Origin of the sequence: Martelella limonii, assembly GCF_013344475.1 — a bacterium.
Classification (GTDB): Bacteria; Pseudomonadota; Alphaproteobacteria; order Rhizobiales; family Rhizobiaceae; genus Martelella; species Martelella limonii.
Window position 1 is genome coordinate 176,282 of record NZ_JABUOU010000005.1, and the last position, 26,724, is coordinate 203,005.

Annotated in this window: 26 protein-coding genes; 9 read left to right on the forward strand and 17 right to left on the reverse strand. The window is 63.5% G+C overall.

Annotation, left to right across the window (positions count from 1 at the left end; translation table 11 throughout):
- The first annotated feature begins 254 nt into the window (after window positions 1-254).
- From paaG to HPQ62_RS12790, 4 genes are all read left to right on the forward strand, one after another.
- Window positions 255-1,049, forward strand: a complete 795-nt coding sequence (gene paaG / locus HPQ62_RS12775) for a 2-(1,2-epoxy-1,2-dihydrophenyl)acetyl-CoA isomerase PaaG (protein ID WP_174802945.1) — start codon at window positions 255-257, stop codon at window positions 1,047-1,049.
- 2 nt (window positions 1,050-1,051) lie between these two features.
- Window positions 1,052-1,498 (forward strand): hydroxyphenylacetyl-CoA thioesterase PaaI, encoded by a 447-nt coding sequence (paaI, locus tag HPQ62_RS12780; RefSeq protein WP_206678070.1) that lies wholly within the window; start codon window positions 1,052-1,054, stop codon window positions 1,496-1,498.
- 31 nt (window positions 1,499-1,529) lie between these two features.
- Window positions 1,530-2,846, forward strand: coding sequence for a phenylacetate--CoA ligase PaaK (paaK, locus tag HPQ62_RS12785; RefSeq protein ID WP_174802946.1), 1,317 nt, complete (start codon window positions 1,530-1,532; stop codon window positions 2,844-2,846).
- A gap of 214 nt (window positions 2,847-3,060) precedes the next feature.
- The gene (locus HPQ62_RS12790; RefSeq protein WP_174802947.1) at window positions 3,061-3,660 is read left to right on the forward strand and encodes a TetR/AcrR family transcriptional regulator; all 600 of its coding nucleotides are present in this window, start codon (window positions 3,061-3,063) and stop codon (window positions 3,658-3,660) included.
- Window positions 3,661-3,991: 331 nt separating this feature from the next.
- On the opposite strand, the gene paaZ is transcribed toward HPQ62_RS12790, so the two are convergent.
- The 10 genes from paaZ to HPQ62_RS12840 form a co-directional block, all read right to left on the reverse strand.
- Complete coding sequence (gene paaZ / locus HPQ62_RS12795) at window positions 3,992-6,064, reverse strand: phenylacetic acid degradation bifunctional protein PaaZ (protein WP_174802948.1); 2,073 nt, start codon at window positions 6,062-6,064, stop codon at window positions 3,992-3,994.
- 75 nt (window positions 6,065-6,139) lie between these two features.
- Window positions 6,140-6,904, reverse strand: coding sequence for a Phenylacetic acid catabolic protein (locus HPQ62_RS12800; RefSeq protein ID WP_174802949.1), 765 nt, complete (start codon window positions 6,902-6,904; stop codon window positions 6,140-6,142).
- The gene (gene paaE, locus HPQ62_RS12805; RefSeq protein WP_174802950.1) at window positions 6,894-7,970 is read right to left on the reverse strand and encodes a 1,2-phenylacetyl-CoA epoxidase subunit PaaE; all 1,077 of its coding nucleotides are present in this window, start codon (window positions 7,968-7,970) and stop codon (window positions 6,894-6,896) included. Before paaE ends, HPQ62_RS12800 begins: the two co-directional genes overlap by 11 nt.
- A gap of 13 nt (window positions 7,971-7,983) precedes the next feature.
- Window positions 7,984-8,517 carry a 1,2-phenylacetyl-CoA epoxidase subunit PaaD gene (gene paaD, locus HPQ62_RS12810; protein ID WP_174802951.1) on the reverse strand — a complete coding sequence of 178 codons (534 nt, stop codon included), beginning with the start codon at window positions 8,515-8,517 and terminating at the stop codon, window positions 7,984-7,986.
- The gene (gene paaC, locus HPQ62_RS12815; protein ID WP_244629686.1) at window positions 8,511-9,230 is read right to left on the reverse strand and encodes a 1,2-phenylacetyl-CoA epoxidase subunit PaaC; all 720 of its coding nucleotides are present in this window, start codon (window positions 9,228-9,230) and stop codon (window positions 8,511-8,513) included. Before paaC ends, paaD begins: the two co-directional genes overlap by 7 nt.
- 110 nt (window positions 9,231-9,340) lie before the next feature.
- Complete coding sequence (gene paaB / locus HPQ62_RS12820) at window positions 9,341-9,625, reverse strand: 1,2-phenylacetyl-CoA epoxidase subunit PaaB (RefSeq protein ID WP_174802953.1); 285 nt, start codon at window positions 9,623-9,625, stop codon at window positions 9,341-9,343.
- A 27-nt stretch (window positions 9,626-9,652) separates the two neighbouring features.
- Window positions 9,653-10,645, reverse strand: a complete 993-nt coding sequence (gene paaA, locus HPQ62_RS12825; RefSeq protein WP_174802954.1) for a 1,2-phenylacetyl-CoA epoxidase subunit PaaA — start codon at window positions 10,643-10,645, stop codon at window positions 9,653-9,655.
- A 193-nt stretch (window positions 10,646-10,838) separates the two neighbouring features.
- Window positions 10,839-11,714, reverse strand: a complete 876-nt coding sequence (locus HPQ62_RS12830) for a PaaX family transcriptional regulator C-terminal domain-containing protein (RefSeq protein WP_174802955.1) — start codon at window positions 11,712-11,714, stop codon at window positions 10,839-10,841.
- Window positions 11,715-11,859: 145 nt separating this feature from the next.
- Complete coding sequence (locus HPQ62_RS12835; RefSeq protein WP_174802956.1) at window positions 11,860-12,159, reverse strand: HigA family addiction module antitoxin; 300 nt, start codon at window positions 12,157-12,159, stop codon at window positions 11,860-11,862.
- Window positions 12,160-12,173: 14 nt separating this feature from the next.
- Window positions 12,174-12,449 carry a type II toxin-antitoxin system RelE/ParE family toxin gene (locus tag HPQ62_RS12840; protein WP_174802957.1) on the reverse strand — a complete coding sequence of 92 codons (276 nt, stop codon included), beginning with the start codon at window positions 12,447-12,449 and terminating at the stop codon, window positions 12,174-12,176.
- A 304-nt stretch (window positions 12,450-12,753) separates the two neighbouring features.
- On the opposite strand from HPQ62_RS12840, the gene HPQ62_RS21095 reads away from it, so the two are divergent.
- Window positions 12,754-13,917, forward strand: coding sequence for an alpha/beta hydrolase (locus HPQ62_RS21095; RefSeq protein ID WP_342343708.1), 1,164 nt, complete (start codon window positions 12,754-12,756; stop codon window positions 13,915-13,917).
- An 80-nt stretch (window positions 13,918-13,997) separates the two neighbouring features.
- On the forward strand, window positions 13,998-14,951 hold the full coding sequence (locus HPQ62_RS12850; RefSeq protein ID WP_244629672.1) for a 2-hydroxyacid dehydrogenase: 954 nt from the start codon (window positions 13,998-14,000) through the stop codon (window positions 14,949-14,951).
- A gap of 2 nt (window positions 14,952-14,953) precedes the next feature.
- Here HPQ62_RS12850 and HPQ62_RS12855 read toward each other — a convergent pair whose 3' ends face one another.
- The gene (locus HPQ62_RS12855; RefSeq protein WP_174802958.1) at window positions 14,954-16,639 is read right to left on the reverse strand and encodes a thiamine pyrophosphate-requiring protein; all 1,686 of its coding nucleotides are present in this window, start codon (window positions 16,637-16,639) and stop codon (window positions 14,954-14,956) included.
- A 224-nt stretch (window positions 16,640-16,863) separates the two neighbouring features.
- On the opposite strand from HPQ62_RS12855, the gene HPQ62_RS12860 reads away from it, so the two are divergent.
- Window positions 16,864-17,814, forward strand: coding sequence for a TAXI family TRAP transporter solute-binding subunit (locus HPQ62_RS12860; RefSeq protein WP_174802959.1), 951 nt, complete (start codon window positions 16,864-16,866; stop codon window positions 17,812-17,814).
- 83 nt (window positions 17,815-17,897) lie between these two features.
- Here HPQ62_RS12860 and HPQ62_RS12865 read toward each other — a convergent pair whose 3' ends face one another.
- Genes HPQ62_RS12865 through HPQ62_RS12890 form a run of 6 tightly spaced genes read right to left on the reverse strand, consistent with a single transcriptional unit; the run spans window position 17,898 to window position 24,435 of the window.
- On the reverse strand, window positions 17,898-19,814 hold the full coding sequence (locus tag HPQ62_RS12865) for a TRAP transporter permease (RefSeq protein WP_174802960.1): 1,917 nt from the start codon (window positions 19,812-19,814) through the stop codon (window positions 17,898-17,900).
- Window positions 19,815-19,873: 59 nt separating this feature from the next.
- The gene (locus HPQ62_RS12870; protein ID WP_174802961.1) at window positions 19,874-21,058 is read right to left on the reverse strand and encodes an ABC transporter substrate-binding protein; all 1,185 of its coding nucleotides are present in this window, start codon (window positions 21,056-21,058) and stop codon (window positions 19,874-19,876) included.
- A gap of 31 nt (window positions 21,059-21,089) precedes the next feature.
- Entirely contained in the window at window positions 21,090-21,824 is a 735-nt protein-coding gene (locus tag HPQ62_RS12875) for an ABC transporter ATP-binding protein (RefSeq protein WP_174802962.1), read from the reverse strand.
- Window positions 21,817-22,596, reverse strand: coding sequence for an ABC transporter ATP-binding protein (locus tag HPQ62_RS12880; RefSeq protein ID WP_174802963.1), 780 nt, complete (start codon window positions 22,594-22,596; stop codon window positions 21,817-21,819). Before HPQ62_RS12880 ends, HPQ62_RS12875 begins: the two co-directional genes overlap by 8 nt.
- A complete protein-coding gene (locus HPQ62_RS12885) occupies window positions 22,593-23,516 on the reverse strand; it encodes an ABC transporter permease subunit (RefSeq protein ID WP_174802964.1) in 924 nt (307 codons plus the stop codon). The genes HPQ62_RS12880 and HPQ62_RS12885 overlap by 4 nt, the downstream gene beginning before the upstream one ends.
- 1 nt (window position 23,517) lies before the next feature.
- On the reverse strand, window positions 23,518-24,435 hold the full coding sequence (locus HPQ62_RS12890) for a branched-chain amino acid ABC transporter permease (protein WP_174802965.1): 918 nt from the start codon (window positions 24,433-24,435) through the stop codon (window positions 23,518-23,520).
- A 307-nt stretch (window positions 24,436-24,742) separates the two neighbouring features.
- On the opposite strand from HPQ62_RS12890, the gene HPQ62_RS12895 reads away from it, so the two are divergent.
- The gene (locus HPQ62_RS12895) at window positions 24,743-25,945 is read left to right on the forward strand and encodes an FAD-dependent oxidoreductase (protein ID WP_174802966.1); all 1,203 of its coding nucleotides are present in this window, start codon (window positions 24,743-24,745) and stop codon (window positions 25,943-25,945) included.
- Window positions 25,946-25,975: 30 nt separating this feature from the next.
- Window positions 25,976-26,722 carry a maleate cis-trans isomerase family protein gene (locus HPQ62_RS12900; RefSeq protein ID WP_174802967.1) on the forward strand — a complete coding sequence of 249 codons (747 nt, stop codon included), beginning with the start codon at window positions 25,976-25,978 and terminating at the stop codon, window positions 26,720-26,722.
- The last annotated feature ends 2 nt before the right edge of the window (window positions 26,723-26,724 follow it).

The following is a 26,724-nucleotide window of genomic DNA, read 5'->3' on the forward strand; positions in this document are numbered from 1 at the left end:
CTGAAAGGCCTCCCTCCACGCCGGCCCGCAGGCCTTCGGCATGGCGGTAGCCAGACGCGGCGAATTCCTTGAGGGGTGATGCGGACAAGCGTGTGCAAAGGGCGATAACGCCCACCGCCAGCGCTGAATGCGCAGCGGTTGCACAGGTCCTTCGGCACTCCTCCCAAATTCCGGTTAGTATTATTGACCGACCGGACGGTTTATGCAACAACAATTATCAGCCGCACTCGAGGAGGGTGCTGCGGGAGGCAAGAATGACTGATACCGAAAGCGTGCGCGCCGAGGTGGCGGATGGCGTTTTGACGCTGACCCTCAACCGGCCCGAAAAACTGAATTCCTTCAATGTCGACATGCACGAGGCGCTGCGCCGCGGCGTCGAGCGCGCCCATGAGGATGACGCCATCCGCGCGGTGCTGCTGACGGGCGCTGGCCGCGCGTTCTGCGCCGGTCAGGACCTCGGCGATCGCGACCCCCGCAAGGCAACCGAAAAGCCCGATCTCGGCGAAACGCTCGACACCTGGTACAATCCGACGCTGCGGCTGATCCGCGCGCTCGAAAAGCCGGTGATCTGCGCCGTCAACGGCGTGGCGGCCGGCGCCGGCGCCAACCTTGCGCTTGCCTGCGACATCGTTCTGGCGGCCCGCTCGGCGAAGTTCATCCAGGCATTCTCCAAGATCGGGCTCGTTCCCGATGCCGGCGGCAGCTGGTCGCTTGCCCGCGCGCTCGGCGAGCCGCGCGCCAAGGCCCTTGCCATGACCGCCGAACCGCTGATGGCCGAACAGGCGGCCGAATGGGGTCTGATCTGGAAAGCGGTCGATGACGCGGACCTGATGGCAGAGGCAAGCAGTCTCGCCGCCCGGTTTGCCAGCGGCCCCACCAAGGGCCTCGGCCTCACCAAACGGCTGATCCAGGCTGCCTCCGACAATGATTTTTCGACCCAGCTCGACATGGAGCGCGACCTGCAGCGCGAGGCCGGCCGCAGCGACGACTATGCCGAGGGCGTGACCGCGTTTCTCGAAAAGCGCGCGCCCGTCTTTTCGGGTCGATAGCCATGGCCCGGCAGATCGAAGACATGAGCGCCCAGGAACTGGCAGAGGCCTGCGCCACCGCCATGTGGGAGGGCGACAATGCCTCGCAGCGGCTCGGCATGACGATCGAGCATATCGCGCCCGGCGAGGCGCGGCTTTCGATGACGCTGACGGATGCGATGACAAACGGCCATGGCAATGCCCATGGCGGCTACCTGTTCACGCTCGCCGACAGCGCCTTCGCCTTTGCCTGCAACACCTACAACCAGCTGACCGTCGCCCAGCACTGCGCCATCACCTTCATCGCGCCCGGCAGGCTTGGCGACAGGCTGACGGCCGAGGCCCGCGAGATTTCGCGCACCGGCCGGTCCGGCATCTACGACATTACCGTGGCCAGGGAGGACGGAACCGTGATTGCCGCGTTCCGCGGCCACGCACGCACCGTCAAAGGCACACTGCTGTCGTCCTAGACGAAGCGCGCCGTTTTCGAGGAGGAAAATCATGAACGCCCTTCACAGTCTGAAACCGTCCCGCGAGATCCTCGACCCCATCGAGGTTGCAAGCCGCGACGAGATCTCCGGCCTGCAGCAGAAGCGCATGGCCTGGTCGCTCGCCCATGCCTATGAAAACTCGCCCTTCTATCGCAAGCGCTTCGATGAGGCGGGCGTCCATCCCGGCGATTTCCGCACGCTGTCCGATCTTGCGAAATTCCCGTTCACGCTCAAGACCGACCTGCGCGATACCTATCCTTTCGGCATGTTCGCGGTTCCGCGCGAAAAGCTGGTCCGCATTCACGCATCGTCCGGAACGACCGGCCGGCCGACCGTCGTCGGCTATACCAAGAACGATATCGATGTCTGGGCCGATGTCATGGCCCGCTCGATCCGGGCTTCGGGCGGCCGCGCCGGCGATATCTGTCATGTTGCCTATGGCTACGGGCTCTTTACCGGCGGCCTCGGCGCCCACTATGGGGCAGAACGTCTCGGCTGCACCGTGGTGCCGATTTCGGGCGGCATGACCGAGCGCCAGGTCACGCTGATTTCCGACTTCCAGCCGCAGATCATCATGGTGACGCCGTCCTACATGCTCTCGATCCTCGACGAGTTCCGCCGCCAGGGCATCGACCCGCGCAAGAGTTCGCTGAAGGTTGGCATCTTCGGCGCGGAACCCTGGACCAATGCGATGCGCGGCGAGATCGAGGAAGCCTTCGACATGCATGCCGTCGACATTTACGGCCTGTCGGAAATCATGGGGCCGGGTGTCGCCAATGAATGCGTGGAAACCAAGGACGGGCTCCATGTCTGGGAAGATCATTTCTATCCGGAAATCATCGATCCCGTGACCGGCGAAGTCCTGCCCGATGGCGAGATGGGCGAACTGGTGTTCACCACGCTGACCAAGGAAGGTCTGCCGATGGTGCGCTACCGCACCCGCGACCTCACCCGCATCCTGCCCGGCACGGCGCGCTCGATGCGCCGGATCGAGAAGATCACCGGCCGTTCCGACGACATGATCATCCTGCGCGGCGTCAACGTGTTTCCGACCCAGATCGAGGAGATGATCCTGAAATGCGCCGGCCTCAGCCCGCATTTCCAGATCGAGCTCAGCCGCAAGGACCGGATGGACGTGATGACCGTCCATGTCGAATGCGCGCCTGACCATGCGTCCGAAGAGGCGCGGGCCGCCTCGTCGCGCGAGCTTGCCCATCACATCAAGTCGGTGGTCGGCGTCTCGACGCGGATCGAGGTGCGTGATCCCGAAAGCGTTGCCCGCTCGGAAGGCAAGGCCAAACGCGTGGTCGACAACCGGCCAAAATAAAATCACCGGTCGGTTGGTCAATCGGCTGACCGGTGCTAGAGCATGTCGCAAAAGGGCGGATACACCGCTCGCCCGCGGCGATGCGCAAGGCATGAGAACGGAGCGTCTCGCGGAAACGCGGAACGCTCGGAGAAAGGGCGCGGTCGCGATGCTGACCGCCCCGATAGACAGAAACCGGCAGTTGGAGCAGGGCCTTCGGGCGCGTTGAAGCAGTATGGCGAGAACACGGGCCAATGATTTCGAGGAAAAGCGGCATGGCCTGCTGCTGAACGCCGCCCATGTCTTCGCCACACAGGGGATGGAAAAGGCCTCGATGTCGCAGATCGCGCGCGAGGCGGGCGTCTCCAAGGCGCTGCTCTACCATTACTACCCGTCCAAGGAGGCGCTGATCTTTGCGATCATCGCTTCCCATCTGGAAGCGCTCGATGCAGCGCTTGCGGAAGCCGACGATCCGACGCTCGACCACAAGCCTCGGCTTCAGAAACTGGTAATGACGGTGCTCAACGAATATCGCGGCGCCGACGACCAGCACAAGGTGCAGCTCAACGCAGCCCCCGCACTGTCCGAGGATCAGAAACGCCAGATCCGGGCGCTGGAGCGCAGCATCATCGGGCGTTTCTCGGCGATCATCCGCGACATCCATCCCGAGCTCGACCGTCCCGAGCGCCCGCTCCTGATGCCGGTCACCATGTCGCTGTTTGGCATGCTGAACTGGGTCTATATGTGGTTTCGCGAAGGCGGCGCCATCACACGCGAGGATTACGGCGTGATGGCAACGACCCTGCTGCTCGAAGGCGTCAAGGCGGTCCGATGACCGCATCCAGTTTGCTGACGAAGCTAGCAGGCCCGACGGTCATCGTCCCCGGACAAAGGACCTATCCAATACGGTTAGGCGTCGGGCGAAGATTGACATAAAACAGTGGCTTGAATCGCCTGGATGCTCGGATCAAGTCCGAGCATGACGCATCGGGCGGGGTTGGCGTAGGTGACAATCTCAGCGGCCGTGGCTTTGTCAGCCGCCTGAAGGCGGCCGGATAACCGCCCCTATCCGCCGGCCGCCTTGCGCTCTTGAGGAGCGCACCGTCACAGTGCGCGCGCTGCTCTCCAAAGTCCCGTGCGCCTGCGGCGCGGCACATATCGAGACATCAGCCCGAAGTCGCATCCTCAGCCGGCGGCCAGGTCTTGGCCACCATGGTCAGCACGTCGTATTGCGCGACGACCTCGTCCTTCTGGTTGGTCACGCGGCAATCCCAGCGCACCTCGCCATGGCCGGCATTTTCGCGCGGGTTGATCGCCTTGCAGGTCAGCCGCACCCTCAGGCTGTCGCCGAAATAGACCGGCGTGAGGAAGCGCAGATTGTCGACGCCGTAATTGGCAAGGACCGGACCCGGATCCGGATCGACGAAAAGGCCGGCGGCAAAGGACGCGATCAGATAGCCGTGGGCGACCCTATCTTCGAAGAACGGATTGGCCTTGGCCGCATCGCTGTCCATATGGGCGTAGAAGGTGTCGCCGGTAAATTCGGCGAAATGCTCGACATCCTCGCGGGTGATGGTGCGGGAAGCGGTCTCGACCTGATCCCCGATCCTGAGCTCTTCCAGCGACTTGCGGAAGGGGTGCCGGTCGTGCCGTGCGGCAGCGCCATCCACCCATTCGCCGGTGATGGCCGACAGCATGTCCGGCGTGCCCTGCACGGCGGTGCGCTGCATGAAATGCTTGACGCCGCGCATGCCCCCCATTTCCTCGCCGCCGCCGGCGCGGCCGGGGCCGCCATGGATGAGCGGCGCCAGCGGCGATCCGTGGCCGGTGGAAGACTTGGCGGAGCCGCGATTGCCGATCATCACGCGGCCATGATAGGCGGCAAGACCGGTGACGATCTCGGCCGCCACCGCGCCGTCATTGGTAAAGAGCGACGACACCAGCGACCCCTTGCCGCGCTCGGCAAGCGCCACGGCCTCTTCCGGCGTGTCATAGGCCATCACGGTTGCAACCGGTCCGAAGGCTTCGACGGCATGGACCGCTTCGGCATCGAACGGGTTAGCGCAGCGCAGCAGCACCGGGCTCATGAACGCGCCCTTTTCCGCATCGCCGGATACCAGCGACACATGGTCGGGATCGCCATGGACGATCTCGCCCTCGGCGGCAAGGGCCGCGATCTTCTCGCGCACGCCATCGCGCTCCCCGAGCGAGACCAGCGCGCCCATGCGGGTGTTCTGATCTTCCGGCAGGCCGATCGCGGCCTTTGAAAGCCGCGCCGACAGAGCCTCGACAACGGCCTGCTCATGCGCCTTCGGCACGAAGATACGGCGGATGGCGGTGCATTTCTGCCCGGCCTTGGAGGTCATCTCATTGGCGGCCTCGCGGATGAAGAGGTCGAATTCCGGCGTGCCCGGACCGGCATCCGGGCCGAGGATCGCCGCATTCAGGCTGTCGGCTTCCATGTTGAAGCGCACGGCATTGTTGACGACAGCCTTGTGGGTCTTCAGCTTGCGGCCGGTTTCGGCCGAGCCCGTGAATGTCACGATATCCTGACCGGTGACGTGGTCGAGCAGATCGCCGGCGCTGCCGCAGACGAGCTGCAGCGCGCCATCCGGCAACAGCCCGGTCTCGATCATCGCGCGGGTGACGCGTTCGGTGAGATAGGCGGTCTGCGAGGCGGGCTTCACCAGGCAGGGCATGCCCGCAATCAGCGCAGGGGCGATCTTCTCCAGCATGCCCCAGACGGGAAAGTTGAAGGCGTTGATGTGGATCGCCACGCCCTTCATCGGCGTCAGGATATGGCGCGCGACGAAGCTGCCATCCTTCGACAGCGGCTCGACCTCGCCTTCGGAGAGTACCTTTGTGTTCGGCAGTTCGCGCCGCGCCCTTGAGGCAAAGGTGAGCAGCGTGCCGATCCCGCCTTCTATGTCGACCCAGCCGTCGCGCCGCGTGGCGCCCGTCCAGGCATTCTCGGCATAGAATTCCTCCTTGCGCTCCATCAGCGCCATGCCGACCGCCTTCAGCATCAGCGCGCGCTCGTGGATCGTCATCGCCCGCAGCGCCCTGCCGCCCTTGTCGCGGCCATAGGCAAGCGCATCCTCGAAATCGAGCCCTTCGGCGCCGATGAAGGCAATGGTCTTGCCGGTTGCAGCATGGGCGAGCGGCTTGCCGGCGCCCGTTCCGGTTTGCCAGCTGCCGAGCAAGAAGCTTTCGACGCGGCGTGCTACCGTCTCAGTCATGGAAATGGTCCTTCCTGTCAGGCCTGCCGGTCGGATGACGCGGGGCAAGCCTCGATCTTGATCGGAAATCGATCGTCAGTGCGGTGCCTGAAGCCCGCATTCGTCGAGCACACGCTTTGCGGCCTCGCGCCAGCGCGTTCTCAGCACCTCGTTTTCGGTGTGGCGGAGCCCGAAGCGTTGCAACCGTGCAAACCGGTCGGAAACGGCGGGGCCGAAGGTCTCGGCCACCCGCGGGTACCAGTAGGCGACATCGGCCAAGACATCGGCGCGGGCCTCGTCGTTGTCGCAGAGCGCGTTCAGCCCCTCGACACCGAGTTCCATATGCCGGCGCTCGCGCGGCAGCACCGCGCGGATCACCTCGGCATAGGGCGCGTAGGAGGCGCCTGACATCTCCTCGAGCTGGATCACGGTCGCAATACCCATCAGCACATTCATCACCACCGCATCCATCCAGTCCTCGAGCGGATAGTGGAAGACGGAAAGGCGCATGTCGCCGCCCATGCGGCGCGGATCGACAAGCTGGTCGCGCGACAGCCGGGAGGACCAGCTATGGGCCCGGTTGTAGAGCGCGACATCGGTTCCGAAATCGGCCATCAGCGCCAGCACGCGCTCGGCGTGGTCGGCCTTTTCGAGCACGATGCGGCTAGCCGCGATCCGCTCGGAAATGCCGGGCGCCCAGTTGATCGCGGCCGCAAAGCCCGCGGAACCCGCAAGCTCGCTGTCGACGAAGGACGACATCATCCGCATCAGCTCCGCGCGGTAGAGCGCCGGCGCATTGTCGGGCGAGGACAGCTTGCCGCCTTCCGCCAGATAATCGGTGATCGACATGTCACTCGTCATAGCTGATCACCACCTTGTCGGAGAGCGGCAGGCACTGGCAGGAGAGCACATAGCCGGCCGTGACCTCGTAATCCTCGAGCGCATGATTGGTGATCATCTCGACCTCGCCCTCGATCACCTTCGCCCGGCAGGTCGAGCAGATGCCGCCCTTGCAGGAATAGGGGGCGTCGATATCGTGCGCGAGCGCCGCATCGAGCACCGCCGTGCCGTCGCGCGCCATGGTGAAGGAGCGGGTCGTGCCGTCGAGCTTGACCTGGATCTCGGCACGATCGCCGCTGCTTGCGGCGGCACTCGATACCGTCTTCTGCCGGGCCCGGCCGGGCTGGGAAGAGGCGAACAGTTCGAACTTGATCTGGTCGTCGTTCATGCCGTGCTTCTTCAGCGCCCCGGCAATGGTCAGCATCATCGGTTCCGGCCCGCAGATGAAGGCGGTGTCGATGGAGGCGATATCGATCCAGAGCCTGAAGAAGGTTTCCAGCTTCTCCTCGTCGATCCGGCCGGTGAAGAGATCGATCTCCTGGCTGTCGGATTCCAGCACATGGATCACCGAAAGCCGGCCGAGGTGAAGGTTCTTCAGATCCTCCAGCTCCTCGCGGAACATGATCGAGGCAATGTGGCGGTTGGCGTAGATCAGGGTGAAGCGCGACTGCGGTTCGCGCGCCAGCACGGTCTTGACGATCGACAGCAGCGGCGTGATGCCGGAGCCGCCGGCAAAGCCCAGATAGTCGCGGCTTGCGGCGGGATCGAGCGCGGTGAAGAACTTGCCCATCGGCGCCATCGCTTCCAGCACGTCGCCGGGCTTCAGTTCGTCATTGGCAAAGGTCGAAAAGGCGCCGCCCTCGACGCGCTTGACGCCGACCTTGATCAGGCCCTCGTCGAGGCCCGCGCAGATCGAATAGGACCGGCGCACCTCCTCGCCGTCGAACTTGCGGCGGAAGGTCAGATACTGACCCTGGGTAAAGCCGAATGCGCCCGCATCCTCGTCGCGGGGCTTCAGCGTCAGGACGACCGCATCGCGCGTTTCGCGGCGGATGTCGGTTACTTCCAGCGGATGAAACCGTGCCATCTGATACTCCTCCTCAGATACACTTGAAATAATCGAATGGCTCAAGACAGTCCCGGCAGCGATAGGATGCCTTGCAGGGGGTCGAGCCGAACTGGGATACTCTTTCGGTCTTGCCGGAGCCGCAGCGCGGGCATGCGATGACGAGATTGGAACCGCCGGCAAGCCGGTTCGCGCGCGCCATCAGCCGCCCGTCGGCCGCCGTTCCGTCGATCGGCGGGGCAATGCCATATTCCCTGAGCCTTTCGCGGGCCTCCGCCGACAGGAAGTCGGTGGTCCAGGGCGGCGACAGCTGCTGCTCGATCCGGAAATCGGCGATGCCCTTTTCGAGAAGCTTGGCCTCGATATCGAGATTGATCATCGAGACCGCCGGACAGCCCGAATAGGTCGGCGTGACCGTTACCACGAGGGTTTCGCCCTGGTGGCGTACCTTGCGCACGATCCCGAGCTCGGTGATCGAGATCACCGGGATTTCGGGATCCGGCACTTCGGAAAGCCAGGCCATCACCGTTTCCGGTTCCGGCAACAGGGCGGCCTCGGCGCTCACCATTCCGCTCCCGGATAGGCGCGCTGCAGAAACTGCATCTCCGCCAGAATGAAGCCCAGATGCTCGGTATGGCGCCCGGTTCTCCCGCCAAGATGCGCATAATCGCTCTCCGGCCGCTTAAGGGTTGCTTCCGACAGAACCGATGCAACGGTGCGGTCCCATTCCGTTCGCAGCGTCTCGGGGGAGGGCGCAATGCCGGCCTCAGTAATCGCGCGGTCGCAATCATCGGCGACGAACATCTCGCCCGCATAGGACCAGAGATAGTCGAGCGCTGCCTGCATGCGCCGGTGGCTTTCGTCGCTGCCGTCGCCAAGCCGGATCACCAGATCGGCGGAGCGTTCGATGTGATAGGCGGCCTCCTTGACGGCCTTGGCCGCGATCTCGGCGATGCGCGGGCTTTTCGAAGCCGTCAGCTTCTGCAACAGCGCGAAATGCCAGGCATCGAACAGGAACTGTCGCATCACGGTCACGGCCATGTCGCCCTTCGGCAGTTCGACGAGCAGCAGATTGCGGAAGCCTGCGGCATCGCGCAGATAGGCAAGGTCATCGGCGCTACGGCCCTTGCCCTCGACCTCGCCGGCAAGGCCGAGCCACATCTGGGTATGGCCGATGAGATCGAGCGCGGTGTTGGCAACCGCGATATCCTCTTCCAGCACCGGCGCGTGGCCGCACCATTCCGACATGCGATGGCCGAGCACCAGCGTGGTGTCGCCCATGCGACAGAGCCATTCGAACAAAGCGGGGCGAAGGGTCGCGTCTTCGATCAGCGGGTCGGAGGACGCGGTTTCCACAATCGGCGCGATGGTGTCGCTGGTTCCGGCGCTCATCACATATGCCCCACTTCGTCGGGAATATCGAAGAAGGTCGGATGGCGGTATGCCTTGCTTTCGGCAGGGTCGAACAGCGGTCCCTTTTCGGACGGCGAGGAGGCGGTGATATCGTTCGACTTCACCACCCAGATCGACACGCCCTCCTTGCGGCGGGTGTACACATCGCGCGCGTGGCGGATCGCCATTTCGGCATCCGGCGCGTGCAGGCTGCCGACATGGCGGTGGTTGAGGCCATGCTGTCCCCTGATGAAGACTTCATAGAGCGGCCATTCCTTGGACATGCTCTCCTCCCTTGAAAAGCTTTCTGATTATTCTGCGGCGGCGAGCGGAGCCCGGCGCGCCCGTTTTTCGGCATAGGCATTGAGGCCGTCGCGAAACCATGCGCCATCGTCCCAGGCCTTGCGGCGGGCGGCGATGCGTTCGCGGTTGCAGGGGCCATTGCCCTTCAGCACCTCGAAGAACTCCGTCCAGTCGGGCTCGGAGAAATCATAGCCGCCCTTTTCCTCGTTCCAGGCGAGCTTGTCGTCGGGAATGGTGAGGCCGAGATACTCCGCCTGCGGCACGGTCTGATCGACGAATTTCTGGCGCAACTCGTCATTGGTGTTCATCTTGATCTTCCACGCCATCGACTGCGCCGAGTGGACGCTGTCCTTGTCGGATGGGCCGAACATCATCAGCGAGGGGAACCAGAAGCGGTTCAGCGCATCCTGCGCCATCGCCTTCTGCTCCGGCGTGCCGGAGGCCATCTTCATCATCACCGCGAAGCCCTGGCGCTGGTGGAAGCTTTCTTCCTTGCAGATCCGGATCATCGCCCGCGAATACGGGCCGAAGGATGTGCGCTGCAGCGGAACCTGGTTCATGATCGCCGCGCCATCGACCAGCCAGCCGACCGCGCCCATATCCGCCCAGGTGAGCGTCGGGTAATTGAAGATGGAGGAATATTTCATCCGTCCGTCGTGGAGTTTTTCGATGAGCTCGTCGCGCGAGACGCCGAGCGTTTCGGCGGCGGAATAGAGGTAGAGACCGTGGCCGGCCTCGTCCTGAACCTTTGCAAGCAGGATCGCCTTGCGCTCCAGCGTCGGCGCGCGGGTGATCCAGTTGCCTTCGGGCAACTGGCCGACGATTTCGGAATGGGCATGCTGGCCGATCTGGCGCACCAGCGTCTTGCGGTAGCCGTCGGGCATCCAGTCCTTCGGCTCGATCTTGTCGCCGCGGTCGATCCGTTCCTGAAAGGCCTTTTCCTCAGGCGACATTTCCTCGCCGGATTTCATGCCTTCCGATTTCACCATCTGTGCATACATGGTCTGAAACCTCCTCTGCCTGTCGGTCCTGGCAACGGATGGCGGAAAACGCCTTCACGCCACGGGGCGCCTCCATTCGCCGACCGATCGGTCACTCATATATAGCGCACAAAGCATCACGCAAAAAGCGGTATTTCAAAAAAATCGTGATGTGTTGAGGCCGATCACCGTATCGTCTTGTTTTAAAGAGGAATTATTGTGCGCGTTCGTGCCTCAGCGCTGCGAGACGGGATGAGGTGTTCTCCGTCGTATCGGGCAGGAAGCCGTCGCTGTTGCGGAACACCAGGCCGATATGGCGATCGGCGGCGGCGGCAATTTTCAGATAGAGTTTCACGAAAAGCGCGCGGGCGGGGCCTGCCGGCCAATCCGCTCCCACGGCATCTGCCGGCAGGCGTGGATCGGCGAGGGCTGCCGCGCGGTAGAGATGCACAAGACGCAGCCTGAGCGCGAGTGCAGTGGCGCCGCCAAGGTTTTCGCCATCGGCAAGCGCCGTATCGATCTCAGCGAAGGTTGCAATGAAGGCGCGGTAGGCCTGTGCGACGTCTTCAAGCGGCCAGAGCCTTGCTGCAATGCCCGGCAGGTCTCCAACGCCTGCAAGGCCCTGTGTTGCCATCACCAAGCCGTCCGGGGGTGTCGTGCCTTCGGGGGCAAGGGCTGCTTCCGGCCCGATCCGCACCCAGCCTTCGGCAAGGTCGCGCTGGCCAAGCGCGAGCAGCATGCGCGCGGGCAGGGGCGGTGGCGCATAGAGCCGGTCGGCCGCCCGTGAGAACTCTGCTTCCGCCGCCTTTGTCAGCCGATAATAGCTGCGCCGCCCGATCCGCTCTCCCGCGAGCCGGCCGTTTTCGACAAGCCGCGACACCGCCGTGCGCACCAGGCTTTCGGAAATGCCATGGGCCGCGCAGCACTCGATCAGCGTTCCCATCCACAATATGCCGCCGCGCGGTGCGGCTACATCCCCGTAGATCGTGACGATGAAGGCGCTCGCGCGCGGGCTCTGCGCGGCAAGGAGATCGAGGATTTCGGCCGGCCGGTCATCCGTCAGGCCGTCAATGACAGTCGGTGTGCTCATGAAAGATCTCATACCGCATTTTCGCCCGCAGGCACCGCCCGTGCCGACATTTCCACGGGCAGATGCCCGATGATCCAGCCTCTGGCCGAAGGGCCCGGCGTGCCGGAGCGGCTGGAAGGCGGTCAGTGCCGCTCCGCAAGGACGGTCAGGCGGCCGCTTCGAGCGTTGGAATGCCCGACACATCGACCTCGCGCGAGGCATGCCACTCATCGAAGGCGGCCTGCATCCTGATCCAGAGCCCCGGACCATTGCCGAACAGCTTGCCGAGCCTCACCGCCATTTCCGGGCTGACCGGTTTCCTCTCTGCGAGGATGGCATGGAGATGCTGGCGCGACACGCCCAGAAGGCGCGCAATCTCGCTGACGGACTTGCCCGTTGCCGGGATGACATCGTCGCGCAGCATTTCGCCCGGATGTGTCGGGCAGCGATTGGGATCACGAGACATTGTGGATCTCCTGTTCAATGATATTGTTCGAAATCGACGACATGGGCATCGCCGTCCTCGAATTCGAAGGTGACGCACCAGGGCCCATTCACATGAACGGTGAACCGCATGGGCGTGTGACCGGTAAGCTGATGATAGTTGAAGCCGGGAATATTCATGTCCTCGGGCTTTCCTGCCGCATCGAGAGCATCGAGCCGCACCAGGATCCGCTTGTGCAGCCTGGCGTCAATTCTGGATTTCCCGGTTTCCCATAAAGCTCTCAGTTCCTTGTTTGCGAAGCTCTTGATCATTGCGGACTGTAGCCTGTTTGATTACATCTGTAAACAGATAGATGACAAGAATGGGAAGCGCCGTCAACCGCAATCGCTTTTTTCCGATGCGCCCTCATGGCTCTCGTGCCGTTTTGGGCTGCGACCGGGCCGGCGCCAAAAGGGCAGGGCAGATGCCGGAAAATGCACGGCAGAAAAGAACCGCCCGGAGCGCGAGAAGAATGCCTGAAGCCAGGGCAAGGCTTGCGTCTCGTCCTTGCGGGTCGTAAGACGTCAATTCAGGCAGGATTGCGGCAAACTTAGAAGACATCAAGGGGCAGTCGGGGTGGATCAGACCGTTTCAACCGGAACCACGGAAACTGCGGCGCGCGAGGCCGGAAATATTTTCCGCGGCCTTGTGCTTCTGTTGGCGCTGGCATTGCTCTCTGCATGCGGGGGCCGTCCCGAAACGCGGGTGATCTATCCGCATCCCCAGGCGCTCACCGATCAGAAGACGGTCACGGTCTATGTCGCGACCTCGCGCGAACAGGCGTCCCCGCCGGTCAAGGGCTTCACCACCGGCCGCTCGGGCGAGCTCAGCTATGCCGCCTTCACGATCGCCATTCCGCCCAATCATGTTCCCGGCCAAATCGAGTGGCCCTATTCGGCTATACCCCACCCCGAGACCGAATTCACCGTCGTCAAGCATGTCATGATGACGAGGGCTGCCTTCGACAGCGCGGTAAATGCCGAGGCCAAGGCGAGCGGCCGGGCGTCGCTTTTCGTCCATGGTTTCAATGTCAACTTTCAGGAAGGGGTGTTCCGACTGGCCCAGTTGACGGCTGACACCGATGTTTCGGGTGTGCCGGTGCTGTTTTCCTGGCCGTCGCAGGGGCGTCTGCTCGATTATGTGACCGACAAGGATTCCGCGACGTTTTCGCGCGATGGCTTGACCGATGTGCTGGGGCAGATGACGCGGCTTTCCAACGTCCGTTCCGTCACCCTGTTCGGCCACAGCATGGGCGGCTGGTTGACGATGGAGGCGTTGAGGCAACTCGCGCTCAAGGGCGACAGGGCCGCGCTGAAGAAGCTCAACGTCATCCTTGCCGCGCCCGATATCGACGAGGATGTGTTCAACGCCCAGCTCGATGTCGTCGGTCCGCTCAGCCCGCCGCTGCTGGTCATGGTCTCGGCGGATGACCGCGCGCTGCAGGCATCGAGCCTCATCCAGGGCAATCATGTGCGCGCCGGGCAGCTCGATATCACCGATCCCGAGGTGGTCGCCAAGGCGCGGGAGAAGAATGTCCTGCTGCTCGACATTTCCTCCGTCTCTTCCAGCGATGCGCTGAACCACAGCCGCTACGTCAACCTCGCGGCGATCTACCCGCAGCTCGAAGATGTCGACGAGGCGACGAGCCCGTTGCGCAGCGCAGGCGCGCTGATCTTCAACACTGTCGGCAACACCATTTCCGCGCCCTTCACATTGGCAGGCGAAGCGCTGTCGCAGTAAGACCTGCCGGCGCCTGAGCAGGCCGCGCGCCGTTGCCTTGGCGGCCATGAAAACATGTTCCAGCCCGATCCGGAGATCCGATGACCGTGCCCCACCCGATGATTGCCCTCGTCACCCGCCAGGCCGAGGCCGAAGAGCAACACTGGCTGGAAACGCTGCGGCAGGCCATGCCGGACGAGACGATCGTGCCGGTCGCCGCGATGAGCGCTGAAGCGCGTGCAGGGGCGGATATCGCAATCGTCGCCAATCCGGATCCGGCCGATCTGCGGCTGCTTCCGAATCTTCAATGGATGCACAGCCTCTGGGCCGGCGTCGAGCGGCTGGTGCTGGAGCTTGCCGACCTGCAACCGAAGATCGTCCGTCTCGTCGATCCGAGGCTGGGTGAGGCCATGGCCGAGGCGGTGCTTGCATGGTCGCTCTATCTTTCGCGCGACATGCCGGCCTATGCCGCGCAGCAGAGGCAGGGGCTCTGGCAGCCGCTTCCCTATCGCGCCGCGCGCGATACCAGGGTGGGCATCCTCGGCATGGGTGCACTTGGCATGGCTGCGGCAGGCTTGTTGCGGAAGGCGGGATTCCAGGTCAATGGCTGGAGCCGACGGCCGAAGGATGTGGACGGCATTACCGCCTTTTCCGGCAGGGACGGCCTGAAGCAGATGCTCGGACAAACCGATATCCTGGTCTGCCTTTTGCCGCTCACTACGGAGACGGATGGCCTTGTCGATCAGGCGCTCCTTTCGATGCTGCCGCGCGGCGCGGGGCTCATCAATTTCGCGCGCGGGCGCATCGTCGTGACCGGGGACCTCGTCGAAGCGCTTGATGCCGGGCAGATCGGCCATGCGGTTCTCGACGTCTTCGAAACCGAACCGCTTGCGCCTGAAAGCCCGCTCTGGTCGCATCAGAAGATCACGATTCTGCCTCATATCTCCGGCCCCACCAACCCCGAAACCGCCGCCGCCATCGTGGCTGCAAACATCGCGGCATATCGCTGTTCAGGCACCTTGCCGGACCTTGTCGATTTTGCCCGAGGCTATTGATCTCAGTCTGTCACGTTGAGGTCGAGCAGCGCCTGACGCCCGCCGGCTAGCGCTGCAAGCGCGGTGTCTATGGCTGCCGGAAGGGCTGCCGGGTCGCTGACGGTTTCGCCGTGGCCGCCATGGGCGCGGCAGATCGCGGCATAGTCCGGGCTCGGCGAAAGGTCGGCCAGGAACATGCCGTTGCCGGCCGCCGCCGCCCCTTGCGGGTACATGGCAAGCGTGGAATTGCGCACCGCACCCCAGCGCCGGTTGTTGAACACCACCGAAAGCACCGGCAGGTCATGGGCGGCGGAGGCCCAGTGGCAGGCAACCGGATTGTTGAACATGTAGGCGCCATCGCCAAGCATCGCGACCACGGCCTTGCCGCTTCCGGCGCGTTTTTCGGCTGCAGCAACCCCGAGTGCGGCGCCGAAGCCGAAGCCGAGACCGCCGGCGGGCGTGAAGCCGTAGAAGTCTCCCGGTTCGCGGAAACGGGCAAATTCCGTGCGGAACGAATATTCATTGACGATGATGGCCTGGCGACCGAGCCGTTCGGCGAGGATCGCGCTTGCCGTTTCCGCCGTCAGCCGTGACATGTCGAAGCCGTCGGCCGTCAGCCTGCGGCGGCGCAACGCTTCGGCCTCGCCCCGGCGCTTCTCGGCTGCGAGCTTTTCACCGCCAGCGGGAAGGCCGAGCGCATCGGCAAGGGCGGCAAGCGCTGCCGCCGGCGAGGCGGTGATCGACTCGACCGCCGGGAAGGAGCGCAGCGGATAGCGCTGGAACAGCGGGTCGCGATCGATTTCGTAAAGCGCCCCGGTCGGCAGCGGACGCGTTACCGCCGGGATCCACGGCACGTCGCAGGCGATCGACAGGATCAGGTCGGCATCGGCCAGCAGGTCGCGGGTATCGAAGCCGATCGCCATCGGATGGTCGAAGGGCAGATTGACGGAACGCGCGTTGAACTGGACCACCGGTATCGACCAGGCCTCGCTCAATGCCGCAAGCGTTGCCGCCGCTTCGGGCTCCCGGCCGGCATTGCTGGTGACGATCACCGGAAAGGCGGCAGTGCGGATCGCGCCGGCAAGCCGGTCGATGGCGTTGGCGTCCGGCGCGCCCTCGCTCATCCGGGTGCGCCTGCGGGGTGCGGCGCCCGCCGGAACCTCTTTGGCCAGCAATTCGCGCGGCAGCGACAGATAGACCGGCCCGGGCGGCGCGGCGCAGGCGATGTCCAGCGCGCGGATCGTGACGTCTTCGGTCTGGGCGGCGTCGCGAAGCTCGTAATCCCACTTCACCGCCTCGCGGATCATACCGCCCTGATCGAACATCTCCTGCGCCCAGTGAATGAACCGGGTGCGGGTGCCTGCCGCGCCGTGTTCGGTAAGCGGCGTGCGGCCGGCGGCAAGCACCAGCGGCACGCCATCACGGATCGCGTTCAGCGCGCCGCAGACCATGTTGGCGGTTCCGACACTGACATGCACCATCGCCGCCTGTGGATTGCCGCTGTGCAGGGCATCGCCATGCGCCATGGAGACAGCGAGGTTCTCGTGCGGCACGGTGAAAGGCTTTGGCAGCGGCGCGCCGGTCTTCTTTTCATAGGTCTCGATGATCGAGGGGAAATCGGTCCCGGCAACGGCATAAAGGGAATCGACCCCGCCCGCCGACAGCGCGCTCAGAAAGGCTTCGGCGGCAAGCCGTGTCTCGGATGTCATGATTATCTCTCTTAATTTGTACGGATAAGATGCCAGATGAACGGCGATTTGCAACGAAAAATTTGTCCATGGAAAGCGAAATTCCGACAGAAGCGTCTATTTAAAGCGAGTCTTGCAGGGACATTACGTTTCATATTTGTAATGACAATAACATCATAATGTACTAGAATAGTCCGTATAAAAATCAGGATGGGAACGCCTCTTCGGAGGCAAGAAAGGACGACATGAGACATTTCAGACTTTCCACCGGCGCGCTTGCCGCCGCCACTGCGCTGTGCGCCAGCGCCATGCCTGCAAGCGCCGAGGTCCTGGGTCTCGGCACCACCCAGGGCGGTGCCACCGGGCAGATCGGAACCGCGCTGTCGCAGATCATCTCGCTCAATTCCGACCTGCAGGTGATCCCGCAGATCAGTGCCAACACCTCGCAATACATTCCGCTCGTCAATGGTGGCCAGCTGGAGCTCGGCATCGCCAACTACCCGCAGACCTATTACGCGCTGAAGGGCACGGGCATGTCGACGGAGGCGGCTGAAAACCTGGAGCTGGTGGCGACTCTGATGCCATTCTACGCCGCGCTGGTAGCGACCGAGAAATCGGGGATCGAAGCCTATGCCGATATCAAGGGGCACACCGTGCCGCGCTATCCGGAAAACTCGCTCGGCGATTTCGTGGTGCGCGCGTTGCTTGCCTCCGGCGGCCTGACCTATGACGACGTGACCAGCGTTCCGATCGCCAACTTCCCGCAGCAGTACCAGGCCTTCAAGGACGGTCGCATCGATGTCTCGATCGCAACGGTCGGTTCGGAAGCCTCCTTCGATCTCGAAGCTTCCGCCGGCGACATCCAGTTCATTCCGGTGGATGAGGCATCTCTTCCCGCCGTCCAGGCGCTGATGCCGGGCGCCTATCTCCATGATGTCGCGGCGAGCGAAGCGCTTGCGGGCCTCGACAAGCCGACACGGGTGATGGCCTATGACTACATGCTGTTTACCAACGCCTCCGTTCCCGATGAGGCCGTCGGCAAGATCGCAAAGGCGATCTACGAGAATGCGGACGCGCTGAAGGCCACGAGCCCGGTCTGGGACGATTTCAACCCCGATGACCTCGGCAAGAAGGCCGACATTCCGTATCATCCGGGCGCAAAGGCCTACTACGAAACGATCGGCGTGGCGCAGTAGCAGGCCACGAACGGAAAAGGCGAAAGGCCGGTGCGCTTGAAGCGCACCGGCCTTTTTCCATGTCTGAACAAGGGGCAACCGGGTCATTTGGCCGAGGCCGTCGCGACCGGCTTTCCAGCATGTCTGGTGAGCGCAAAATAGCTGATCAGCAATGCTGCCCCGCAGGCGGAAACGCCAAATTCGAGCGCGGGCGGGCCGAACTGGCGCAACGGCGCGATCATCGCCAGTCCGATGGCGGCGAAGGCAAGGCGGAGCGGCAGCGACAGTCGGGTGGTGGCATGGCCGATCATGCCTGCCGAGATCAGCAGAAGCGCCACGACAGCACTTGCGAAGACATAGGCAATTTCGAGAAAGCTTCCCTCCATCAGGATGCCGGGCTTGTAGATGAACAGGAACGGCAGAAGATAGGCGATCCAGCCGAAGCGGAAGGCCTGCCAGCCTGTCGCAATCTGCGAGGCACCGGAGATCGAGGCGGCGGCGAAGGCGGCCAGCGCGATCGGCGGTGTGATCATCGAAAGCATGCCGTAATAGAACACGAACATGTGGGCTGCGAGTTGCGGCACGCCGATCTGCACCAGCGCCGGGGCGGCCATGGTGGCAAGCAGAAGATAGACGCCCGTGGTCGGCAGGCCGAGGCCCAGCACGATCCCGACAGCGCCCGTCATCAGCAACAGGCCGAACAGATTGTGCCCGCCGAAACCGATCAGGAAGAAGGAGAGCGAGAAGCCGAGGCCGGTCGCCGACAAGAGGCCGATGATGATGCCGGCGGCAGCGCAGATCAGGATCACGTCGCAGGTCTGGCCGCCGGTGGTGGCGATGCTTTTCAGCATTTCGCGCGGCCCGAGCGAAGTCCGGCCCATGGCCCAGGAAATCAGCGCCACCGCGACAAGGAGGCCGAGCGCCCAGATCGCCGCGACTTCCGCCGGCGTGTTCCAGGTAAAGATGCTGCCGATGAGGACGATGAAGGTTGCAAGCGGCAGCCAGCCCTTCTTCAGCACCGTGCCCATCGTTTCGGCATCAAGGAAATCCGCCACCCCGTGGCCGTCGCGCCTTGCGATGAAATGGATCTGGGCATAGAGCGAGAGATAATAAAGGAGCGCCGGCAGCACGGCGGCTGCCAGAATGCTGCGGTAGGACACCTGCAGGAGTTCCGCCATCAGGAATGCTGCCGCCCCCATGACCGGGGGCGCGAGCTGACCGCCGGTAGAGGCGACCGCCTCGATCGCGCCGGCCTGATCGGAGCGGAAGCCCGCGCGTTTCATCATCGGGATCGTCATCACCCCGGTCGACATCACGTTGGAAACCGCGCTGCCGGAGATCGATCCGAAGAGGCCGGAAGCGACCACCGCGATCTTGGCGGTATTGCCCGGCCCGCGGCCTGCAACCCGCATGGCGAGCTGGGTGAAGAAATCGCCGCCGCCGACGGCAAGCAGCAATCCGCCGAACAGCACGAACACGACGACGACGAAGGCCGCGATCTGCAGCGCCGGACCCCACACGGCGGCGCTGTCGGTGCCAACGAACCGCATCACTTGCTCGAAAGCCATGCCCCGGCCCCTCAGCGGGCCCGGCACGTAATTGCCCCAGAGCGCATAGGCGAACATGGCAAGCGTGATGATCACCAGCGTCCAGCCGACCACGCGGCGCAGCCCCTCGAGCACGAGCAGCGTCACCACGATGCCAAGCACCATGCCTTCGACGGGATAAAGATGCGCGCCCTCAGACAGAACCGGAAAGCGCACATAGACATAGATGCCGAGCGCGAGGCTTGAAAGCGCCAGCATGGCATCGATCAGGCTTCGGACCGGGCCGTTCTCGCCGACGCCACGGCAATAGACCACAGACAGGGCGGCGCCCAGCATCAGGGCTGCGACCTGTTCGGGATAGATCAGGAGGCCGAGGCGCTGGGGCACGGCAAGCACCCAGATCACCGCCATCAGCGGCACGGCGATGGCGAGAAAGGTGCCGAGCGCACCAAAGAGAAGGGAAGGGCGGTGCATCTCAATCTCCGATGGTCAGAAGCATAATGCCGCCCCCGAAGGGGCGGCGCGGTGGCGGACTATTCGCAAGGATCGGCAGCGCCTTCGGCAAACTTGGTCCACTGCCCGTCCTTGATCTCGATGATATAGCCGGGAAGCTCCGCATCGTGACCGGCAAAGCAGATGTCGTCGTCGAGAATGCCGGTAAAGGCAATGCCTTCCATGCCATCGACGATCGCCTGCCGCTCCTCTTCGAGTTTCGACGGATCGCCGGTGGTGCCGACGGCCTCCATCACCTGCTTGATCAGATAGACCGTGTCATAGGCCTGCGCATCGGAATGGTGGGCGCCGAGCTTGTGGATGCCGCGCGCTTCCGCCTTTTCCACGAACTTGGCATTGAAGGCGGCGGACTGTTCGGTGCGGTCCTTCCAGAAGCCGGCAACCAGCAGCGTGCCGTCGCCATCCGGGCCGAAGAGCTCGACCACATTCGGATCGGCAAAGATCTGCGAGCCGATGACGCGGCCCTGATAGCCCTGGCGGCGCAGCTCCGTGATCAGCTTGGAGGCGGAGTCGGGAAGGGCTGCGACGGCCACCACATCCGGATTGTCCTGCACGATCTTTGCGACCTGGGCCGACATGTCGAAGCTCTTGAGCTGGACCGGGATAAGCTCGCCGACCTTGACGCCGGCAGCTTCCAGGAGGCCCGGATAGAGCTTGGTGCCGGCGGTGTTGGAGACGACATCTTCCGAAATATAGACGATGTCCGCGGTTGCCATCGGAAGGCCCGCTTCCTTCATGGCCACGAGCAGGCGGGTGAACTGCTTGGATTCGTCCTCGGTCAGACGCCAGCCATATTCGAGGCCTTCCGTCAGGCCCGGCGCCGATGATGAAGTCGGCATCATCAGCAGCTTGTAGCGTTCGGCGACCGGTAGCGCGACCTTGGCCTCGCCGGAGGAGAACGGGCCGACGATCGCGAGCACGCCGTCATCCTGGGCAAGCGAGCGGGCAGCAACGGCGGCCTGTTTCGGGTCGGATGCGGATTCGTAGCGGATCAGCTCCACCGGCTTGCCGTTGATGCCGCCTGCGGCGTTGATTTCCTCCACCGCAATGTCGACCGCGACCACGGTCGGCTCGCCGGCGCTCTTCAGGAAGCCGGAGGTGGCAACGATGTTGCCGATCTTGATCGTGTCCTCGGCCAGCGCGCCGGTGACGCTGAATGCGAGCGTCGCCGTGGCGAGCAGGGCCTTTTTGAGATGTCGTTTCATGCCATTCCCTCTCTCTTGATGTTGATTGTCGTCAGATGTTGGGAGCCGCCGGGGCCTCGCCCGCGCCGCCTCCGAGATAGGCTTCCGTCAGCGCGGCATTCCTGGAGAGTGCCGCGGCACTGTCTGAAATCACCGTGCGCCCGAGTTCGAGGACATAGCCGCGGGTGGCGAGATCGAGCGCCATCGAGGTGTTCTGCTCGACGAGCAGGATCGCGATGCCGTCGCCGTTCAATTCGGCAAGCAGTCCAAACAGCCGGTCGACGAACAGCGGCGAGAGCCCGAGCGACGGCTCGTCCAGCATGATCAGGCGCGGGCGGCTGACGATCGCGCGGCCGATGGCGAGCATCTGCTGCTCGCCGCCGGAAAGCGAACTGGCGCTCGTGTTGCGCCGTGCCGCGAGATTGGGAAACCGGTCGTAGATCGCCTCGATATCGCGGGCCATGTCCTGGTCGTGGCGCAGATAGGCGCCCATCAGCAGGTTTTCGTGGACGGTCATCGACACGAAGATCTGCCGGCCCTCCGGCACCAGCACCATGCCCTCCCGCACCCGGGCCGCCGGCGTCAGCGCGGTCATGTCCCGGCCGTTGAGCAGGATGCGCCCGCCTGAGGGGCGGACCGCGCCCTGGAGCGCCCGCAAGAGCGATGTCTTGCCGGCGCCATTGGCGCCGAGCACGGTGACGACCTCGCCTTCGGAAACCGTGAGGCTCACGCCCTTGACCGCGCGGGTGCGGCCGTAATTCACCTCCAGCGCATCGACCTCAAGCATGGTTCTTCTCCTTGTGGTCGCCAGCGTGGCGGGTGCCGAGATAGGCCTCCAGCACCTGCTTGTCGTCCTGCACCGTCGCGGTCGGCCCGTCATAGATCTTGCGGCCGAAATTCAGCACCACGGCGTGGTCGCACAGGCTGCGCACCAGACCCATGTCGTGCTCGACGATCAGGATGGTGGTGCCGCGCGCCGAGATCTGCATCAGGAAATCGCGCAGCATCGCCGTTTCCGTCGGGTTGAGGCCAGCGGCGGGTTCATCGAGCATCAGAAGCTTCGGCCGGGCCGCAAGGGCGCGCACCACCTCGATCTTCTTGCGGATGCCGTACGGGAGCGTTGCCACCACCTCGCCGGGATAGGAATGCAATCCCATCTCCTCAAGCAGCGCTTCCGCTTCCCTGTACCAGCGTGAACGGACCGTCAGCGGCGACAGCATCGCGCCGAGACCGTTGGCATGCGATTGTTGGCCGAGCATGATGTTCTCGACCACGGAGAGATGCGGCATCAGGCGGATGTTCTGGAAGCTGCGGGCAAGGCCAAGGCCGATGCGCTTGCGCGACGGCAGGCCGGTGATCTCGTCGCCATTGAAGGCGATGCTGCCCGCGTCCGGGGTATAGGCCCCGGAAATCAGGTTGAAGATCGTGGTCTTGCCGGCGCCATTCGGCCCGATCAGCGCCATGCGCGCACCTTCCGGCACGGCAAACGACACATCGTCGATGACCTGGATGCCGCCGAAGCTCTTCGAAAGGGCGTTGATGGAAAGAAGCGGGGTCATTCGACAGCCTCCTTGGCAACCGCCGCAGGCCGGCGGAACCGGACCCGGTCGATCATGGTGCGGGTGATCAGCCCCTCCGGGCGGAACACCATCATCAGCACGGTCAGGACGCCGAGGATGACGAAGCGCCAGCTTTCATCCGGCGGGTTGAAGCTTCCGGTCATGCCGACCGTTTCCAGCACGAAGCCCTGCAGGGCGGGAAGCGAATCGCGCAACAGTTCAGGCAGCAGCGTGAAGAAGGCGACGCCCGCAATCGGGCCCCAGGGGGTCTGCGTGCCGCCGAGCAGCACATAGAGCAGCACGTAGATCGACAGCAGCGCGTTGAAATTCTGCGCCTCGACGAAGGAGAAGGTGTGGGCGTAGAGCGCGCCCGAAAGACCCGCCAGCGCAGCGCCGATCGCAAAGGCCGAGACCTTCACTGCGCGGATCGAAACGCCCATCAGGTCGGTGACCTCCGGATCGTCGTGGATTGCGCGGATCGTCAGCCCGAAGCGGGTCGACATCAGGTAGAACACGAAGAGCGTGACGATGATGGCGAGAATGACCGGCACCTGCCAGTCGATCCATGCCGGGACCGACAGGCCCATGGCGCCGCCGAGCGTATCGGAATTGAGGATCACGCCGGCCACCACCTCTGCAAAGGCGAAGGTGGCAAGCACCAGATAGACGCCCTTGGTGCGAAGGATCGGGAAGGCCAGTCCGGCGCCGAACAGGCCGGCGACCAGCGCCCCTGCCGCAATCGTTACCACCAGCGGCGCGTCGAGGCTTGCCGACAGCCAGCCGGCGGCATAGGCGCCGATCGCCTGGAAGCCCGCGCCGCCGAGGTTGAGCTGCCCGGAGGCAACCGAGAGGTAGATGCCGTAGGCAAAGATGAGATTGATCGAGAGGATCGCCAGGATCCCCGCCATATAACCGCTCACGTCAGAATTTCCCCTTGCCGATCGAATTGTGGCCCAGAAGTCCGTTCGGATAGGCAATGAGCGCCACCAGAAGCACGCCCCAGACCACGATCTGGACCGTGTCCGCGCCGATGAAATGCACCGTCATCATTTCCAGGATGCCGATGATCAGGCCGCCGATCACGGCACCCCAGATCGAGCCGAGGCCGCCGATCACCATGCCGGCAATCGCCTTGGTGCCGATATCCTCGCCCATCATCGGCGAGACCTCGCCGTAATTGACGGCAAAGAGCGCGCCGGCGAGGCCGCAGAGCAGGCCGGTGAGCATGAACACGACCGGCACCACCTTGCTGGTGTCGACGCCGAGAATGTTGGCCGCATCCGGATTTTCGGCGATGGCGCGAAGCCCCCGGCCGATGCGCGAGCGCTTCATCAGCATGGTCAGCCCGACCACGATCAGCACAGTGACGAACAAGCTCACGAGCTGCGGAACGCGCAGGAACAGGCCGAAGACGGTCACGGTCATGCTCCCGTCTGGTCCCGGAAACCGCTGGGCCTCTGTGCCGTAGCCGATCCGCACGAGGTTTTCGATGATCAGCAGGAAGCCGAGCGAGGACACCAGCGGGATCGCGTGCTCGGTGGAATCGCCGTATTTCATCGCGAGATAGCGAAAGGTGAACCGCTCGACCACGAGCGAGACCGCGATCGCCATCAGGATCGACAGCGAAAGCGCCAGCGGCCAGGGCATCGGGCCGGAAAGGCCGAAGGGCAGGCCCCAATAGGCAAAGGCCCAGCCCATCATGCCGGCAAGCATGAACAGCGTCGGGATCGTGAAATTCAGAAAGCTCAATATGCCGATCGTCAGCGTGAAGGCGACGGCAACCGTCACATAGACGCTGCCAAGCATGATGGCGTTGAGAAACTGCTGGAGTATCAGCATCCGTGCCTCCGGCAAAATTTGTACATATCTTTAAACACGCCAATCCTTTCAGCCAGCATCCGACGTCACGACGCACGCCTGCCATTCGCAGCGCTTGGCTGCGAATTCGGTTATAAAAATACCCGCATTTCCGGCGTTTCCGTTGAAATCGCTGGCAGTTCGCATGTTCCCTCAGAGATCTGGACCAGAAAGTCCGGCGTGTCGCTTGAGCGATCTTTCGCCAATCTTTTTGTTGATTTGTCCAAATCTTTTGTACACAATGATTTTCAAAATGACGCTTGTCAAGCATGTATGGGAACAGTTGACTATGAATGACACCAGCGAACGGGTTCTGATCGTGGGGGCCGGGCCGGTGGGCCTTGTTGCCGCCGCCTGCCTTGCCGAAAACGATATTCCGGTCACGCTCATCGAGCGCAGCGACGACCTGCCGAAAGACCTTCGCGCCTCGACATTTCACCCGCCAACGCTGGATATGCTCGACCGTTTCGGCATTTCAGAGAAGCTGATCGCCCGCGGGCTGGTCTGCCCGAACTGGCAGTTCCGCGACCGCTCCGAAGGCGTGATCGCCGATTTCGACCTCGGCATGCTCGAGGGTGAGACCAATCATCCCTACCGCCTGCAATGCGAGCAGTGGAAGCTGAGTGAGCACCTGCGCGAGCACCTGGATACGCTTGATTGTGTACAAATAATCTATGATGCGACCGGCGAGAGCGTTGTGCAGGACGAAAATGGCGTCCGGCTGACCATCAAGCGCAGCGACGGCAGCACCGAAACGCTCTCCGGACGCTATCTGATCGCCGCCGATGGCGCCCACAGCAATATCCGCCGCTCCCTCGATATCGAGTTCGAGGGACTGACGATCCCGGAAATCTTCCTGTCGATGTCGACCGCGTTCCGCTTCGATGAGGCGATCCCCGATCTCGCGCCGATCGCCTATCTGACCGACCCTTCCGAATGGGCGGTGCTGCTGCGCACGCCATCGCTCTGGCGCGTGCTGCTGCCGACGGATCCGTCGATGTCCGAAGCCGAAATCAAGGCGCCGGAGATGATGGAAAAGCGCCTGCAGAAGCTCTGCCCCAAGGATGGGCCCTATGAGGTCGCCCATGCCACGGCCTACCGGGTGCATCAGCGCGTGGCGAAGAAATATGTGATGGGACGCGTATTTCTGGCGGGCGATGCCGCCCACCTCAACAATCCGCTGGGCGGCATGGGGATGAATGGCGGCATTCATGACGCCGTCAACCTCACCGAGGGCCTTGTCGCGGTGTGGAACGGCGCGCCACTCGAAACGCTCGGCCGCTATGAGCGCCAGCGCCGCAAGGTGGCCATCGATACCGTGCAGGAGCAATCGCTGCGCAACCGCAAGATCATGGCCGAAAACGATCCGGCTGCCCGCAGCGCCTATCACGACGAACTCCGCGCGATCGTCGCCGATCCTGCCCGCCACAAGGACTATCTGATGCGCACCTCGATGCTCCAGTCCCTGAAGGACCTCGAAGCCATCGCCTGATCAACGACAAGAAAATACGGGAACGAAAAAATGACCGACAGCCTCGGCTACCGCATGAAGTTCGGCGTGATCGCGCCGTCCACCAATACCTCCGTCCAGCCCGAATTCGACGACATGCGACCGGTTGGCGTGACCAACCATTTCTCGCGCATCGTCATTCCGGACGATCCGGTCGCTTCGGACGAGGATTTCAACGAACTGGTGATGCGCATCCGCGCGGCCACCATGGATGCGATCGACGCGGTCAAGACCTGCTCGCCGGGCGCGATGATCATGGGCATGTCGGCCGAAACCTTCTGGGACGGCAAGGACCGCGCCGACACGCTGAAGGCCGAGGTCGAGGCGCGCGCGGGCATGCCGGTTGCCATGGGCTCCGACGCCTGCCAGCAGGCGCTCTCGAAATTCGGCAATATCAAGCGCATCGCCGTCGTCACCCCCTATATGCCGATCGGCGACGAGCAGGTGCGCCGGTTCTTCACCGATTGCGGCTACGAGGTGGTGACCGTCAAGGGCCTGAAATGCGCTTCCCCGATGCTGATCGCGCATGAGACGGAAAAGACGCTGCGCGACGCGCTGATCGAGGTCAACGACCCCTCCGTCGAGGCGATTGTCCAGGCCGGCACCAATCTTGCCATGGCCCGCGTCGGCGCGATGGCCGAGTTCTGGCTCGACAAGCCGGTGATCGCGATCAACACCGCGACCTACTGGCATGCGCTGCGCATGAACGGGATCGAGGACAAGGTTCAGGGCTTCGGCTCGCTGCTGTCGCATTATTGAGG